The following is a 15310-nucleotide window of genomic DNA, read 5'->3' as shown; positions in this document are numbered from 1 at the left end:
TCCCGCTCGAAGCCCTTCATCTCCCCCGCCAGCAGCCCACCGGCAAGGATCCCCGGCGCCAGCAACGCCCCGAACAACACAACAGGCCGCCGACGGGCTCGCGCGCATCTCCTCCTGGTCACAGGCAGACGCTATCCACGCTTGCCGAGGCACAATCCGATCACTTGCCATGCCTTTACCGCAGCTCAGAACTCCCATAACCAACCCAACCAAACTCACCCCGGCTCCACGTCACACGCAGTGCCAGACTTTCGCTAGGCTTACCAGGGTCCGCCTCCGTAGCTCAGGGGATAGAGCACCGCTCTCCTAAAGCGGGTGCCGCAGGTTCGAATCCTGCCGGGGGCACGCATCTCGATCAGGCGTTTCGACCTGTGACCTGCGGTTTCATGGCCGCAGGTTCTTTGCTTGGTGGACCTTGATAGGCAGCCAGGAGCGCCCGAACGCAGCCGTAGGACCATGATCAGGGGACATAATCGGGATGATCTTGGCAGTGTTTTCCCAGTTCAGGCCCCCAATTCTGAGCCCTTATGCCTCTCGTAACCCGCTACGACGGCTCGGCATGCGACGTACATAGCCGTTGATCAAGCTGATACATGCGTGAAACCGAGCGTCATCCTCCATGCCAAGACCGTCCTCACCAGTCGCCGGTAAGAATGACATCGCCCGGCATGTCGATGCCGCTCGCCCCCTCCCCAGCGCCGGCACCTCAAGACCGCTCTCGCGAGCCCAGGCACGGACATCGGCCGTGCTGGGCTCCGGCATCGTCGTGACGCCCGCGGCGACGAGGCCGTCGTATCCGACCGCCTACGGCTTACCCGATTCAGGAGAGGCGGCCCGCGGTGAGGGTGGACGGGACGGCGGCTTGTCGGCCGCTGTTCGGCCTCTGACAGTCAGTGTCATTCCGCTGAGAGAGCGCTCGGTTCCGTGTTCGCTCCACGGATACCGCCGGCGCCGGCAGTGGGGGAGGGCAAGCCTTCCCACTACGCGAGCTGACCAGGTCCATCGCAGGTGCGATCAGGCGACCTTGAGGACGAGCTTGCCCGTGGTCGTGCCGGATTCGATGCGCCTGTGCGCCTCGGCGGCCTGCTCCAGCGTCAGCTCCTCCACGCGCAGCCGCAGGTCGCCTGCCGCCACGGCGGCGACGGCTCGGCGCAGCGCTCGGCCTGCCTCCTCGGGGAAGGCGGCGGAGAAAGCAGCCAGGTTGAACCCCGACACGGTCTTGTTGGAGAGCCACAGCTCGTTGGCCGAGATGCCGACATCGTCGGCGCCGCTGGCGTTGCCCATGACGATCAGGCGGCCCATCGGGTTGAGGGCATCGAGTCCGGTACGGCGTGCCGTACCGCCCACCATGTCCACCACGATGTCGAAGCCGGAGGGATGCTGATCGCGGAGCACCACCTCCTGGTAGCCGAAGCTCTTGGCAATCTCGATCTTGGTGGTGTTGCCGACCGCGCCGACCACGCGGCCCGCGCCGAGCAGTCTGGCGGCCTGGCCGAGTTGGCTGCCCACTCCGCCGGCCGCGGCGTGCGCCAGAACGCTTTCCCCTGGGGCGATGCGGGCCACCCTGTCCAGCACGAGGAAGGCGGTAGTGCTGTTGGACGGGATCGCCGCGGCGACGTTCAGGCCGAGGTCGAAACCGTCGAGCGGGGCGACCAGTTCCGCCGAGGTGGTGACGACCTCGGCGTAGCCGCCGCTGTCGACGATGGTCAGTGCCGCCACGGGCTGGCCGACGCGCAGGCCTGTCACGCCGGGGCCGAGGGCGCGGATGCGGCCGGAGACCTCGATGCCGGGGACGAAGGGGAGCGGCACCGCCGCAAGGCCCTGCCGGTAGAGGATCTCGGCGAAGTTAGCACCCGCGTAGGCGACGTCGATGGCAACCTGGCCGGGACCGGGCTCGGGAATCTTCACCTCAGCGGCCAGAAGGACGTCCGCACCGCCGAACTCGGGGATCGTGATAGCTCTCATACCCACGATCGTGCCGCCTGCCAGGGCAGATACCCAGACTCCGGTTATCGTGGGTCTGGCACCACCAGCTTGGCGAGCCTGCTCTCGGTTCCGGTGCCGGGTCGCGGATTGTGCAGCACGAGGTGCAGACCGGGGTGGTCGTCCAGCGGCATCTTCAGGGCTTCGAAGCAGAGGTCGCCGGCGTCCGGGTGGCGGATCGACTTGACCGCGGAGTTGCCGGCAGTGACGTCATGCCGGGCCCAGATGTCGGTGAACTCGGGACTGGCCGCGACGAGTTCGCAAGCGATGCGTTCGAACTCCGGGTCGTCGGGGTACTGCGCGGCGTCCGCGCGGAATCTGCCCGCCACGTCGGCGGCGTGCTGTGCCCAGTCCAGGCTCATGGCGCGGAAGCGTTCGTTGGTGAAGTAGGCGACCAGGCAGTTGTGGTCGGTCCGGCCGTACCCGAAGACCGCGCGGGCGGCATCGTTGACGGCCACGAAGTTCCAGTGCCTGTCCATGATGTAGGCCGGACGAGGCGACCAGGCGTCGATCACACGTCGCAGTTCTTCCGTCACCGATTCGGCCGCCGCCGCGGTGCCTGGCGGGGGGTTCAGGCCGGCCAGCAGGTACAGATGCCGTCGTTCGGCCTCGTCCAGCCGCAGCGCCCCGCTGATCGCGTCAAGCACCTCGCTGGAGACGGTGATGTCGCGGCCCTGCTCAAGCCAGGTGTACCAGGACACCCCGACCCCAGCCAGCACCGCGACCTCCTCTCGGCGCAGGCCGGGAGTGCGGCGTCGGCCCGCCTCCGGCATCCCCACGTCGGCTGGAGCCAGCCGGGCGCGTCGCGACCGCAGGAAGTCACGTAGCTCCGTACGGCGATGGTCATTTGCCATGAATGTCATGATATGAGCGGATGAAATGGCTCATGCTTGGCAAGCGGGAACCCGATCGCTCGGCTGCGGCGCTCCACCGCCGCATGCAGCGTCCGACAACCTCGATGCCGTCATCACCGCACGGCAACCGCCGCCTGACCAGATCCACCTGCTGTCGAGGGAACTTGTAGGCGTACCGCTCCCCGCTGTCCACGACAACCGGCAGAACGGCGACCCCACAAGTGCGCGCGGTAGGCGTTGCCACCCTCGGACGAGCCTGCCTGAGTTCTGCCTGCTCACTCCTTTAGACGCCCGGAGGAGTTGTCGCGCACCGCATATCCGCGTCCACCGGCTGGGCAGGCTGCGGGAAGTTCTGCTGTGTCACCTGTTGCTGCGCGACCGCCGGAAGAGGACCACGCCTATGGGAAGCCAGAGCACGGCTGCGGCGACCGGGCCGAGCGCGATGAACAACCCTTGCACCGTGGCCCAGTCGAGCAGCAGTGCCGCGGCTGAGTTGCGCGGCAGGTCTTTGGTGAGCGTCTGGGCAAGGAACATCAGGGGAAAGCCCACCGCGAAGCCCAGCAATATCAGACTCACGACACCTGGCTGCCAGTACGGGCGCCGCAGCAGAAAACTCGCGAGGTACGAGGGCGCGAGTAAGATGCCAGGCCCGGCCATCAGCAGGACGACGAGCACAACTAGGTCGAGGTCGTCGTACACGAACCGGCAGGCCGCGCTGAGAGCGCCGCACACGATCGGCACCACGAGACCGAGCAGCCGAGCGGCCAACCCGTCACGTGCGAGCGCGCGCCAGTAGACGAACTCCCACATGAACGGGTTGCCGCCCGGCCACGCACCCGCGACGGGCCGCGTCAGCACCGCGTGCGCGGACAATGGAAGCCGTCGCCCGCACGTTGAGAAGAGACGAGGTGCTCGGGCGCCAGACGATCGGCGTCCTCACGTTCGATACGGTCTACTGGGACGGCGACACGGTGGTCTTCGCCCTCAGCAACAGTCACCGCGCATACATATGGAGCCCTGACAGAAGGCCGGGCGACACATCGCGCCTGTGGGGTCCGTGGTACACGCTCTGGAGCGACCCCCACTGAACCCTTTTCAGGCTCCGCGGCGAGAGGCCTAGTCACAGCATGATCGCGACGGCGAGCCGGACGATCTGCTTCTGCGGAGAAAGGCCGGCGAAGGCACCGCAGCTCCTGCGGGAAGATGCTCCTGATGTCGAGCGGTGCGGCGACGAATCGAGCTCAGAGTCAGTCGAGAGATACCACGTCCCGCGTGAACTTGCGCGGGCGCATCGTAGACCCAGCGACATCGACACTGACGTTGCCACGGTCAGAATCCATGAACGACAACGATTCCCAGGTGCGCCGCACGCCATTGGCTTCGGCAAGCAGGCGCACGCTCGGGTTGAACACGTCGAAGACGAACCACGCTCCAGGTGCCAGATGTCTTCGAACCGACCGGAAGCAGCTCACCAGATCTTCAGCCTCATGCAGATGCAGTAAGGAATTGGCGGTGATGTCGTGGTCGTTGCCGGCGAAGAGGGCGTTGCAGCCGACGAGAACAAAGGCGATTACGGCGAGGCAGCCCCATGCCCCACTCTGGTTACCTGACTTGGCTTCGCTGGACATGGCGTCCTCTCCGGCTCCGCGTAAACACGAACGGTATGTGGGACGCTGCTTTGCGCTACTTGGTTGGCGCCCTCGCGGCGGTGGGCGGCCGTGATGGCGGCCTGGTCGGGCAGCGTGGTGATGAGGTTGCCGGTGTGCCCGGCCAGCAGGGCAGATCATGACCGGTTACCCACTCCTCAGCGGCCGGTGCCGCGTGAGGATGCACGCTCCAGGCGGCAGGCCATAATCTCTCCAACGCGTGACCGAAGTCGATGACGACGCCGCGGGGGCAGCTTCGCAGGTGATCAGATCGAGCTGGTGGCGGGCTCCGTCGACGAACATGACCCAGGGACGGGCATGGCCGGGATCACGGGCTTCGGCGTGGTCGAAGACCTTGGCGATCACCGGCCGGGGCCGGCGACGATCGAGCCGCACAGCCACTTTCGCATCGCCGTGGCCTGCGCGCGGCGGGCGCCGCCCGGCACCGGCTGCCGGGGACGACGATCGCATCGTGGCATGGAGCCGGGCGTCGTCGTGCCCTTGTTTCTGCGGCGGTGCAAGTAGGCTCCATGCCGGTCGACGGAGCGCACGCTCTTGCGATGCCCGTTGACCGACTCGTCCCGTGGCCGCGAGCCGGAACTTACGGACGGTCTTGTCGGCCAAGGCGAGGATTTACAGGAATGTCTCCGCCCAGGACGTGCGGCTCTTGTACGGTCACCCGCATGAACCGGCAGCTCCAGCACGACTCGGTGACCGCAGTGAACGCGCTGACCGCCCGATGGGTGCAAACCTGGCCGGGCGGATCGGTCGTGATGGCCGGCGCAGGCGCCTGGCCTCTGTTGGCGCACCTGGCATCGGTCGCCGAAGGACAGGGCCGCAAGGAACTGCAGGAGGCCATTGGGACGGACGCCGCAACCGCGTCCCAGGCGGCCCGGAACGTACTGTCGATCATGGACAGGTCCACAGCGATCCGGGCGGCGCTGGGCTTGTGGTCCCGGCCGGACCTGCCACTGCATCCGGCTTGGATCACCACGCTTCCCGCAGGTATGTACGGCGAACTCACCTCAGACCCCACTGCGGACCAGTACCGACTCGACACCTGGACCAAGGAGCAGACCGGTGGACTCATCCCTGCCATGCCCCTCCAACTGGCCGACGACGTGCTCCTTGTCCTGGCCATGGCGTTGACCGTTCGCACCACGTGGCTACGCCCGTTCACCGACGGCATCGACCTGTTTGAAGTCGGCCCGTGGGCCGGATCTGAGATCCATGTCCTACGCCGCAGCACCCACATACTCGACCGCGCCAGAGTCGCGGACACACCCTCCGGCCCGCTCATGATGCTGCGCGTCATGGGAACAGGTGGAATCGACGTCCACCTCGTTCTCGGTGACGACTCGATGAAACCCGGCCACGTCCTCAGCGCCGGCATGGACGTGCTGGCCGCACGTCATCCCACCACGCCGGCCAGCTTCCTGCCTGCGGGCAACCCAGGCCCGGGGATGACTGTTCGCCACGTACGCGACCACGCCCCTGACGACGTACTGAACGTCACGGTTCCGCGCTTCACCATCACCTCCACGCACGACTTGCTGAAGCTGCCCGAGGTCTTCGGCCTGGCAACGGTGACCGACACAAGCCGCGGGAACTTTCCCGGCATCAGCACCGAGCCCCTCGCCATCACGCAGGCCCAGCAGAACGCCGTCGCCACCTTCTCAGCCACCGGCTTCAAATCCGCCGCGATAACCGGCTTCGCAGCCGTCGCTGGAATGGCTCCACCGCCTCCTCACCGAGCCAGGCACATCGACCTCGACTTCAGTCATCCCTTCGGATTCCTCGCGGTCGACCGCCGCAGCCGCCTCATCCTGACCGCCGGCTGGGTCGCCGAACCCGAAATACCGCATGCGGAATCAAGCCACTGAAGCACTCGTGGCGGCGTAAGGAACGTTTGCGAAGGCGGAATCGTTCCTCGGTGGGACTGAGGACGGAGATGGCGCGTCACCGGACGTTCGCCATGCGTGCAGCACGAGTTGATCAAGTTCATCGAGGGATCCTATAACCGGCGGAGACTTCACTCTGGGTTGGACACCATCCGCCATCGGAAGTGCCAGAGGAATGCTTCGTTAACCGGCTCGCGGCGTGATATGAATTCGTCTAGGCTAAGTTCGTTGAACTTGATCAGAACCATGATGTCGCCCAGTGATACACTGTCCTGAAATTGGTCGCCTGCACAGCCACGGCCAGCGTGGCGGTTTGGGACCGGCCACCCCCGCCGCACTCAGTACCGTAGGCGGTCTGTTGACGCACCACTGACTTCTGGAAGCCGATGATCCCTCTCTGGTTTCTCATCCTGTTGATACTTGCATGCTTGGCCGTGGCCATCCGTCCTCGAGTCATATGGGATTTATCTAGTTGGGAGTACAAGAACCCGGAAGCCAACGAGCCGAGCGAGGCGGCCTTCGCGGCGTACCGGATAATGGGAGTCATAGGACTCATCGTCTTTGTCTCGATGGCCATCGCATCTGTCGTTTCCAAGTCAGCCGAAGTCAACCAGCGACAGCAGATCGCCGAGCAACGCGCGGCGGAGCGGCGACACGCGGAGGAGCAGGAACTCAAGCGGTTTCGGGAGCCACATGATCTCTTGGCCTCATCCCGTGTGGGTCACGGCTACATCGTGGGCTACTGGCGTATACCCAACTCCAAAGAATTTCGGATCGTCTGGCAGATCCACGAGTGCGCCACCTTGGTCAAAGCGTCCATCGATGAGTCGAAGGATGCAGTGGACATCCACGTTGTCGAGAAGAGCAGCCTGGCTAGTCCGTCCTCTCCCTGCTCCGCTCCGCGCAAAAAGGTCGAGTCCAAGATATTCACGCTCGGCAAGCGGCTCGGCGACCGGGAGGTCAGGGCGCCGCTTGATGGCAAGTACATACCGGTTTCGCAATGTGATCCGAAAACCGTAATCGCCTCCTCGTGCTAGAGGAATGACTCCGCACGCCGTACGACGGCCAACGCTCTCTATCTTGATCTTCGATCGAGTTTCTGTCTCGACATCCAACCGCGGAAAACCACCTCGGTGGCGGCTTGGAAAGGCGTTCAATGCAGGCACAGATATCCAGGACATGTGCGGTCCGGACCTGGAATCGCCTCCGAACGCCGACCGATAATCATCGGGCCGGCTTTCCGCGTCTATCGGAAGGCCGAAACGTGCGGATACCGCAGGGCTGAAGCGTTCTCGGCTGGCGAGACGCGCGTACACAGGAACTTCGAACAGTAGATCTTCAGGGCGTCGCGACGGTACGGTGTGCCGATGGAAGACATTCACGAACAAGTGCTGTCGGTGGACATTCGTGCTGACGTTCCTGACGACGAGCTTGCCGAACTGCGATGGCATGTGGGATAAGGGAACAGGCGGAACCAGAGCCCGCCACTATTCGCTCAGCGCGGCGCTGCCCGACTGGTGGGAGGCGCGCTCGTCGCCGAATTGATCGCACAAGAGCAGTCGGACGGGTGGGCGCTGACAGTGCGCCAAGAACTCCATCCGACGACTTCTCCAGCTCCGGACACTGCTGGACTGGCTCGACCGGCACTCAGCCGACGCACATGCCAGCGGCATCGAATCCTTCGTCGGTTACATGCGTTTCTATGGTGGTGCTGAGATCGCACCACTTGCTCTCTTGAATGGACGGATTCGCGTGCCGGAAGACATCGAATCGTATACCCCACACTGGGAGGACACTTAGTTGTGACAGCCCTGCTCGCCACAGGTGGTTGAGGGCGCCCCAGCGTGGAGGTGTCATACGCGACCCCTCATGATCGTCGGTTGTCCAAGCCAGTCGATCAAGAACGGGGGCCGCGTTCGTGTGCCATCACCCCGATCGACGTGCTCGTCCGCCACCTGGAGCACGTCTCCACCGTCGATCCACTACCAGACCTGCCCACGCTGGCTGAAATTCCGGATGCCGTCCTCGACCCGCGCAGCCGCCGCGGACGGCCGCTACAGGCTCGGTCCTCTGCTGGCCTTGTCCCTGCTCGCCGTGCTCGGCGGGGGCGACCTCTTCGGTGAAGTCACCCGGTTCATCGCAGGGTATGACCTCGAACTGCGCGCCCGGCTCGGCCTCCCAGACACCGTACGCTTAGCCGGCAGCGCTCTGATACGGCTGCTGGCCCGCCCGGACGGCGATGCCTTCGACGCCGCAACGTGCGCTTATCTGGCCGCCCTGGCCGACTGCGCCCCATCGGCCATCAGCGCAGACGCCAGAGCACCACTGTTCGGCCTGGCCGTGGACGGCAAGACCCTGCGAGGCAGCCGCACCGGCCAAAGCATGACTCATCTGCTGGCCGCCACCCGCCGCCACCCCCAGATTGTGGTGGCTCAACACCAGGTCCTAGCCACGAGCAACGAAATCCCTATATTCAGGCCCCTGCTGTCCGACCTGGATCTCACAGACGCGGTCATCACCACCGACGCCCTGCACACCCAGCATGAACACGCCCGGCAGATCGTCGATGCCGGGGGTCATTACATGTTCATCGTCAAGGGCAGCCAGCCCACGCTCCTGCGCCGGCTCAAGGCCCAGCCCTGGCGCGAGGCGATCCGGCCGCTGCGAGCTACTGGAAGCGACCGGCTCCTCCGCGGCTGCGCGTCTCCCAGCTTGCGCGTCGCCGACCGCCGAGCGGACCTCGGCGCAGGCCGGGAGCGCGTTCGCGTGACTGCCCCTGGGCGGCCATCTTCAGCATGCCGCCTCACCCGAGGACGGGCCCGCTCAACGACAGCCTGCTACAGGTACGCCTGGCCACCGCGGCTCGCGATCATCCTCCACACGCTCTACAAGCCGTCACAGGCCTTCCCGACTTGCTGGGTGCACCCTTCGGGTAGCCGGGGTCCGTCGCCGGTCCAGCCAAGTTTCCTGACCACCTCTGCATTGGCCATGTCGCCGATATCCAGGCCGGAGGTTTCGGGCAGTGACCCGGCTACCAAGGTGACCGTCCCGAGCACGTCGCCGCTGGACCGATCGATCACCAGCCGCCGTTCCAGTGGATCGCGATCGGTTCTCCGTGCGATGGCCATGCCGCTTCGCCCTTCGGCATCCCTGGCCTCGTTCACAATCCGCGCGCCCGGCAACGCGGCCATCATGCGCATGGCAGCCGCCCGCACCGCAGGCGGGGTCGGCGCGTTCATGAGTATGTCCTCCCCCATCAGCCACAGCATGTCCTGCTCGGAGTACTGCTTGCCTTCGGAACGGCCGGAACCGGCAGCTTTCTGACGTTTCTCGCCCCACAGCCGCTGCAACTCCGCTCTCAGCAACTGCGGGTCCTGCGGAAGCGCGAGCAGCTGAGAACGGGTCAGCGATACTCCACCGGCGAGCAGGAAGCCCTCCGGAAAGTAGTAGCGCGTCCGGCCACGCAGGTCCTCTACGCCTTCGCAGCCCACGTTGAAACCGCACAGCGCCGGCGCACCTGCCTCACGCCACTTCCGTCGGTCAGCGGTGGTCGAGGGCCGGGTATAGAGCTGCGTGCCCTCGAGGACAGGACCGCGGGGAGTCGCCCAGAAGACCCTGCGGACATTGTCCTCGATGTTGTACGTCTGCTTGGCCACACGCTGCCACGTCAACGACTCCGTCTCGCTACGCCAGTATTCACGCGGCTCTTCGGTGCGCCGCGCCAGCGCGTCCACCACACCGGTGAACCCCTCCGGAACTGCGGAATGCCGCAACAGCGAGGGGACGATCGCAACCGCGCCGAGCATCACCGCAACGGCGGCGGCCGCCAACACCGGCAACCCTCGAAAACCCCTTCGCGGCCGGATGGAGACAGGATCCGCGACCGGTCTCAAGCTCTCTGGCGACACCAGTTCCGCACCCGCAGTGAAAGCGTCGCGGAGTCGGTCTTCAACGTTTCGGGTCATCGCTCCTCCTGCAGATTCACGGCGAGCACCTTCAGCGCCCGAGATGCCGTCGATTTGACCGTTCCGCGGCTGACCCCCATTACCTCGGCGATCTCCGCTTCCGACAGGTCGAGGTAGAACCGCAGCACCAACACCTCGCGCTGGCGTCGTGGCAGAGCCCGGACCGCCAGAAACACCTGCCGCCGGGTCTCCCCCAGCAGGGCCGCCGCCTCCGCCGACCAGAAGGGAACCTCGCGGTGACCGCGGAACCGCCCGATGATCGCCCTGCGCCGCAGGACCATCCGGCATCCATTGACCACGGTCGTGCGCAGGTACGGCAGCACCTGCCCTCGGTCAGCCAACCTGCCCCATCTGCGATACACCGCGGCGAACGCGTCCTGGACCACGTCCTCGGCGGTCTCCTGGTCGCCCACCAGCAGGAACGCCAGCCGCACAAGAGCGAGCCGGTGGACGAGAACAACTCGGTCACGACCGTGTCGGCCGATGCCTCAGCGCCCGGAGAACCGGGTGGCGGGTGGACTGTCTCGGATTTCATGTCATCTACATGCACAGGCCCCTCAGGAGGTTGCGTCACGCCAGTAATCGAGTGGTGCGTTTCTCACTGATTGTCAAGCGTCCAGCTCGAAGCACTCAGTCGAACGTCAGGTTGGGGAACCTTTCCGGATGCCAGGCGACAAACGCGGTCGTGCGCAAGCTGGGTGAGGTCCTCGACTCCGTCGGCTGACGCTCGCATCCCCGTCGCTGCCCCGGCCGTCTGCCCCGGCCGGGCGGGACTGCGGAAGGATCAGTGGGTAGGGGCGCTGTCGAGTGGGGACGTCGTGACCACAGTGGGCCGGTCGGCGGGCCGGATGGTGGCCAGGAGGGCGGCGGCGGCGACGGCCTGCATACCCATGATCACGGCGAGGGTGACGGGCTGCTGGACGTCGAGCAGGACCATGGTGGCGTTCGTGGCGAAGTGCACGGCGATGGAGGTGAGGACGCCGCCGCGCTCGTAGGCGTAGCAGCAGAGCATGGCCATGGGAATGGAGCTGGCGGCGAAGAGCACACCGCTGGGGGTGGTGGCGCCGAGGCTGTTCTGGACGGTGCCGCCGATGAAGAACAGCGGCAGGTGCCACACGGCCCAGAGCGCTCCGAGGATCAGGGAGGCCAGGAAGCGGCCCTTTGTGGCGCGCATCCTGGGGTAGGCGGTGCCGCGCCAGCCGGGCTCTTCCGCCAGCGGCCCGCCGATGATCAGGCCGACGAGGAACGTCGCGGGCCCGCCGAAGCCCGCGATCACGTCCAGCGCGCCGTCCAGGCTGGGGGCGGGACCTCCGGCGGCGTGGGAGATGAAGGCGGCGGCCAGCACGATGGCGGAGGCCGCCACCAGCAGCAGCGGCGCCCAGGCCAGGTTCGCGGGGCGGAAGCGGACCGCGTGTTCGGGGGCGGGCCGGCCGCGGCGACCACGGCGGACGCGGATCACCAGGGCGCCTATCAGCGGTCCGAAGGCACCGAACAGGTGGAACTGGCCCGCCAGCGGGCTCACCGACGGCCCGCCCAGCCCGATCGCCACCGCCCAGGACGCCCAGCTCACGCCGAAGGCGATGGTCATGAACAGGATCAGGTCGCCTCGGTAGCCGCCAGGAGCGGCAGGGGTGGCGAGGCGTGCGGATGCGGTGGTCATACCGGGCTCTCTCTGTCAGGTGAACTGGCGCGTCGCCTGAACGCGAAGATGACGATCTTGCGACGCCCAGAAACAAACACTGTTGGATTCAATCCGACAATGTATGAGACCCAGTACACTGTCGGGTATGACCGATCCACGTTCCGAGCAGCACGTCGACAGCGTCTTCACCCGCCCGCCGCGGGGCCGCCGCTCCGAGCCCGTGCTCAGCCGCGACCGCATCGTCGCCGCCACGATCGCGCTGCTGGATCGCGAGGGCGCTCCCGCGCTGACGATGCGCAAGCTCGCCGCGGAGCTCGGCGTGCACCCCACCAGCCTTTACTGGTACGTCCAGCGCCGGGAGGACCTGGTGGACCTGGCCGTGGACGCGATCCTGACCGAGGCCGCCGCAGCGCTGCCCTGCCCGGAGGTGGCCTGGCGCGCCGCGCTCAAGCAGACCGCCGGCCGGTTCTACGCGGCGCTGACCAGGCATGCCTGGGCGGCGGAGTTCGCCGGCTCCCGGCCCCTGATCGGTCCGAACGCGGCCGCCCTGGCGCGGCGCATCATCACCGCCCTGCACGAATCCGGCAAGAGCGAGGAGGTCCAAGCCGTGGCGATCCGGGCCTTCTCCAACCAGATCCTGGGCGCGACCGCCACCGCCGTCTCCATGCGCCAGACGCGCCAGAACGACCCGGACCGGCACGAAGAGGCCCTCGCCACCGCCATATCGGAATCCGGCGCCCTCGCCACCGACAACGACTACTTCAACCAGGTGATCGACCTGCTGATCGCCGGCATCGACGCGCAGCCGGAGAACCGCCCCCCATCACCGCACACCGACGAGTGACCACATCCACGACGGCCCGGAACATCACGCCAGAGGCGACTCGTTCGACGGTCACCCGTCCGCCACAGCCGCCGCGATCAGGCGATCGCGTCTCTGGCGGGTGTACGTACAAGTCCCCTGAGAAGCCGGTCGCGCCGCCATCTCCCATGTGGAGAAAACCCCATTGGGCGAACGTGAGAACAGCGGAAACCGGATACAGCCCCCAAACGACACCGGCCACAACCACCAGGACAGTCCGGGCCCGTCCCTTCAACCTGGGCAGCAGGATGCCGATGCACATCAAGCAAACCGCCGCGAGGGCGACGAGGTATCCCGTACATGACCTTCTCCCCGCACATCAGCCACTTCTTCGAGCAGGTAGGCCATGTCTTCGACCGGGGAGATCCGCCCTGCGGCCAGCCAATTGTCGTCTGCGGTCACGTCCATCCCCTCCAGACGTATCTCGCCGCTCACCTGCTCGACGGCATACCGCACGGCCAGGTAGTGACCAGCCACGTAGGCCGCAGCCAGAACCACTCCCAGCACGACCACCACTGGTCCACGCCGCCTGCCACCCCGCAAAGCAGTTACCACCTCGACCGATGCCTGGGTGGCGGACTGCACACGATCACCGCCAATGGATGGTCCATCGACGCCGTCATGCCCGACTGGCCCAACGAAAGTACGCATCTCTGCACACCGCTGACTCCACCACCGCGCCGCCGCCTGATCGACCTCGGGCCCCACACCAACGGCATCTGGACTCTCGTCCCTACCATGCCCTGTCAAGAGGGTGAGCCGGCTCATGCCGGCTCACCCACCAAGATCTTCAGGACATGTCCCAGCGGGGGGCATCCAAGCGGTTTGGGCTGACCGGCCCGTACGCCCGGCCGGCCCCCTGCTGAACGCCCGGCCGGGACCTACCTCACCGGCAGCGCGCTCACCCCGGCGGTATCTGGCCGTTCTTCGCCACTGGCACGCCCAGCTGCACGGCACCGGTGAGCGTCGCCCGCTCCAGCGGCAACTGCCCAAGCACCGGGTTCAGATGCCGCAGGCTCAGCGTCACCGGCGTGATCGCCGGAGCAACCGTGTCGAACTTCTCCAGATCCACCCAGCGCACCACCTCCAGCACCTCCGGCGGGATGATGTCTCCGCGCTTCTGCATCGGCACGCACAGCTGACGTGCGTAGGTCACCCGCACCGTCGCCGCAGGAATCCGGTCGGTCAGGACCGGGTTCAGCTGCCTGAGGTTGAGTGCCCGGTTCATCGGCGTGTTCGGAGTGATTCCGTAGCACAGCAGGTCGATGTGCTGCACCAGCTGCATCACCTCCGCGGGCGGCGCGACGCCGTTCTTCGCCACCGGCACGCAGAACTGCTCCGCCCTGCCCAGCACGATCTCCGTACGAGGCAGGTCCTGCAGCACGGGGTTGAGATGGCTGAGCACCAGCGCCTTGCCGGGCGCCGAGGTGAGGACCCGGTAGCAGGCCAGGTCGACGAACCTGATGAAGTCCAATACCTCGGGCGGCGGGATGACGTTGTTCTTGGCGACCGGCACGCACAACTGCTCACGCGCGCCGAGGGTGATCTGCTCGATCGGCAGACTTTCGAGGACCGGGTTGAGGTGCCGCAGCGTCAGCCCGACGGCGGGCGGCTGGTACGGGTCGGTCTTGAAGCATTCGAGGTCGAGGTACGACACGAATTCCTTCGGCTTGGGCAGCGCCGGCGCAGCGGCCGACGGCACGGCGACAAATGCCATGATGACAATTCCCAGAGCCACGGATAACGCGCGCCGGATCGTCGGCCGGACGCGCCGGAGCCCGCTGACGGGTCGGTCCACCGTTCCTCCATCGGTCGTGGTTCCTCCTGGTCACCCCTCACTTTCTGCGCGTCGTAGAGCCTTGACAAGGTTAATGATAGATTTCCGCTATTTCACGATCATCGTCGGGCTATATGTGCCGCCCATAATCGCCCTGGGAACCGTCTGGGCATTTTTTGCGCATTCCCGCTGAACGATTCGGGCGGTGCGGTATTCGAGCCGTTCCGCCGCTCGGCTCCTTTTCCCTGCAGGTCGTGCCGCTGGAGTACGCCTCGGCGGCGGGCGCGAGTAACTTTCATGGATCAGGCGCGAGGAACGACCGTTCGCAGCGTGCCGACGACCGTTCGCCGCGTTCCTGCCCGTCTGCGGCCGTACGGGCGGCCCGGCATCCTAACCTCCCCATTGCCGCGAGCCGGTGGGAACCGGGCCGGGCGGCAGGCGTTCCCCTTAGTCAGTTCGTGTCGGTCGGCGAAGGAGTGGACATTGCACGTCTTACGGTGGTGGAGATCGCGGAGCGCGGCCCTCGTCACAGCGGCCTTCATCACGGCGGCCCTCGTAGCGGCGGGCCTGGTCGCGCCGCAGACGCAGACGCAGGCGCAGGCGAGCACCGGCGCCCCCGGCCGCGCCTGCTCCGGCTACGTGGGGCTGACCTTCGACGACGGGCCCACCCCCGGCAACAC

13 protein-coding genes, 1 tRNA gene and 2 pseudogenes are annotated in these 15310 nt (G+C 66.3%); 7 read left to right on the top strand and 9 right to left on the bottom strand.

What is annotated here, in order from left to right:
• Nucleotides 1-272: 272 nt before the first annotated feature.
• Nucleotides 273-345: transfer RNA gene (locus tag E1292_RS28475), tRNA-Arg, on the top strand.
• Nucleotides 346-1014: 669 nt separating this feature from the next.
• Here the strand turns inward: E1292_RS28475 and E1292_RS28470 are convergent.
• The 4 genes from E1292_RS28470 to E1292_RS28455 all read right to left on the bottom strand — a co-directional run bounded on the left by E1292_RS28470 (nucleotide 1015) and on the right by E1292_RS28455 (nucleotide 4465).
• Nucleotides 1015-1965, bottom strand: coding sequence for a quinone oxidoreductase family protein (locus tag E1292_RS28470; protein WP_132598382.1), 951 nt, complete (start codon nucleotides 1963-1965; stop codon nucleotides 1015-1017).
• Between the two features lie 44 nt (nucleotides 1966-2009).
• Entirely contained in the window at nucleotides 2010-2837 is an 828-nt protein-coding gene (locus E1292_RS28465; RefSeq protein ID WP_246090394.1) for a helix-turn-helix transcriptional regulator, read from the bottom strand.
• Nucleotides 2838-3197: 360 nt separating this feature from the next.
• Complete coding sequence (locus E1292_RS28460; protein WP_132598378.1) at nucleotides 3198-3695, bottom strand: hypothetical protein; 498 nt, start codon at nucleotides 3693-3695, stop codon at nucleotides 3198-3200.
• 389 nt (nucleotides 3696-4084) lie between these two features.
• Nucleotides 4085-4465, bottom strand: coding sequence for a hypothetical protein (locus E1292_RS28455; protein ID WP_220447099.1), 381 nt, complete (start codon nucleotides 4463-4465; stop codon nucleotides 4085-4087).
• Nucleotides 4466-4801: 336 nt separating this feature from the next.
• Here E1292_RS28455 and E1292_RS28450 point away from each other — a divergent pair, with 336 nt between their 5' ends.
• The 4 genes and pseudogenes from E1292_RS28450 to E1292_RS55875 all read left to right on the top strand — a co-directional run.
• Entirely contained in the window at nucleotides 4802-5008 is a 207-nt protein-coding gene (locus E1292_RS28450; protein WP_132598376.1) for a hypothetical protein, read from the top strand.
• A 158-nt stretch (nucleotides 5009-5166) separates the two neighbouring features.
• Nucleotides 5167-6366: a serpin family protein gene (locus tag E1292_RS28445; protein WP_165974785.1), complete on the top strand. Its 1200-nt coding sequence runs from the start codon at nucleotides 5167-5169 to the stop codon at nucleotides 6364-6366.
• Between the two features lie 404 nt (nucleotides 6367-6770).
• Nucleotides 6771-7421 carry a DUF6199 family natural product biosynthesis protein gene (locus tag E1292_RS28440; protein WP_342775703.1) on the top strand — a complete coding sequence of 217 codons (651 nt, stop codon included), beginning with the start codon at nucleotides 6771-6773 and terminating at the stop codon, nucleotides 7419-7421.
• A gap of 832 nt (nucleotides 7422-8253) precedes the next feature.
• Nucleotides 8254-8970: pseudogene (locus E1292_RS55875) on the top strand (ISAs1 family transposase); the annotation flags it as partial.
• Nucleotides 8971-9269: 299 nt separating this feature from the next.
• Here the strand turns inward: E1292_RS55875 and E1292_RS54105 are convergent.
• The 3 genes from E1292_RS54105 to E1292_RS28425 all read right to left on the bottom strand — a co-directional run bounded on the left by E1292_RS54105 (nucleotide 9270) and on the right by E1292_RS28425 (nucleotide 12009).
• On the bottom strand, nucleotides 9270-10349 hold the full coding sequence (locus tag E1292_RS54105; protein WP_246090393.1) for a hypothetical protein: 1080 nt from the start codon (nucleotides 10347-10349) through the stop codon (nucleotides 9270-9272).
• A complete protein-coding gene (locus tag E1292_RS28430) occupies nucleotides 10346-10762 on the bottom strand; it encodes a SigE family RNA polymerase sigma factor (RefSeq protein ID WP_246090392.1) in 417 nt (138 codons plus the stop codon). The genes E1292_RS54105 and E1292_RS28430 overlap by 4 nt, the downstream gene beginning before the upstream one ends.
• A 371-nt stretch (nucleotides 10763-11133) precedes the next feature.
• Nucleotides 11134-12009, bottom strand: coding sequence for a CPBP family intramembrane glutamic endopeptidase (locus E1292_RS28425; RefSeq protein WP_220447098.1), 876 nt, complete (start codon nucleotides 12007-12009; stop codon nucleotides 11134-11136).
• A gap of 127 nt (nucleotides 12010-12136) precedes the next feature.
• On the opposite strand from E1292_RS28425, the gene E1292_RS28420 reads away from it, so the two are divergent.
• Nucleotides 12137-12835, top strand: a complete 699-nt coding sequence (locus E1292_RS28420) for a TetR/AcrR family transcriptional regulator C-terminal domain-containing protein (protein ID WP_132598366.1) — start codon at nucleotides 12137-12139, stop codon at nucleotides 12833-12835.
• Nucleotides 12836-13114: 279 nt separating this feature from the next.
• Here E1292_RS28420 and E1292_RS28415 read toward each other — a convergent pair whose 3' ends face one another.
• Together E1292_RS28415 and E1292_RS28410 are read right to left on the bottom strand one after the other, a co-directional pair.
• The gene (locus E1292_RS28415; RefSeq protein ID WP_132598364.1) at nucleotides 13115-13369 is read right to left on the bottom strand and encodes a hypothetical protein; all 255 of its coding nucleotides are present in this window, start codon (nucleotides 13367-13369) and stop codon (nucleotides 13115-13117) included.
• Between the two features lie 385 nt (nucleotides 13370-13754).
• Nucleotides 13755-14570: a hypothetical protein gene (locus tag E1292_RS28410; protein ID WP_132598362.1), complete on the bottom strand. Its 816-nt coding sequence runs from the start codon at nucleotides 14568-14570 to the stop codon at nucleotides 13755-13757.
• Nucleotides 14571-15113: 543 nt separating this feature from the next.
• Between E1292_RS28410 and E1292_RS52310 the strand changes: the two are divergent.
• Nucleotides 15114-15310 (top strand): annotated as a pseudogene (locus tag E1292_RS52310) (hypothetical protein); the annotation flags it as partial.

Origin of the sequence: Nonomuraea deserti (genome assembly GCF_004348685.1) — a bacterium.
Taxonomy (GTDB): domain Bacteria; phylum Actinomycetota; class Actinomycetes; order Streptosporangiales; family Streptosporangiaceae; genus Nonomuraea; species Nonomuraea deserti.
Note: the sequence above shows the minus strand (reverse complement) of the source record. Positions and strands in the feature narration are given on the sequence as shown.

Excerpts from the sequence above, each read along its gene's own strand:
- E1292_RS28470 (WP_132598382.1), bottom strand. The coding sequence starts at position 1,965 with ATGAGAGCTATCACGATCCCCGAGTTCGGCGGTGCGGACGTCCTTCTG.
- E1292_RS28465 (WP_246090394.1), bottom strand. The coding sequence starts at position 2,837 with ATGGCAAATGACCATCGCCGTACGGAGCTACGTGACTTCCTGCGGTCG.
- E1292_RS28455 (WP_220447099.1), bottom strand. The coding sequence starts at position 4,465 with ATGTCCAGCGAAGCCAAGTCAGGTAACCAGAGTGGGGCATGGGGCTGC.
- E1292_RS28450 (WP_132598376.1), top strand. The coding sequence starts at position 4,802 with ATGGCCGGGATCACGGGCTTCGGCGTGGTCGAAGACCTTGGCGATCAC.
- E1292_RS28445 (WP_165974785.1), top strand. The coding sequence starts at position 5,167 with ATGAACCGGCAGCTCCAGCACGACTCGGTGACCGCAGTGAACGCGCTG.
- E1292_RS28440 (WP_342775703.1), top strand. The coding sequence starts at position 6,771 with ATGATCCCTCTCTGGTTTCTCATCCTGTTGATACTTGCATGCTTGGCC.
- E1292_RS54105 (WP_246090393.1), bottom strand. The coding sequence starts at position 10,349 with ATGACCCGAAACGTTGAAGACCGACTCCGCGACGCTTTCACTGCGGGT.
- E1292_RS28425 (WP_220447098.1), bottom strand. The coding sequence starts at position 12,009 with ATGACCACCGCATCCGCACGCCTCGCCACCCCTGCCGCTCCTGGCGGC.
- E1292_RS28420 (WP_132598366.1), top strand. The coding sequence starts at position 12,137 with ATGACCGATCCACGTTCCGAGCAGCACGTCGACAGCGTCTTCACCCGC.
- E1292_RS28410 (WP_132598362.1), bottom strand. The coding sequence starts at position 14,570 with ATGGCATTTGTCGCCGTGCCGTCGGCCGCTGCGCCGGCGCTGCCCAAG.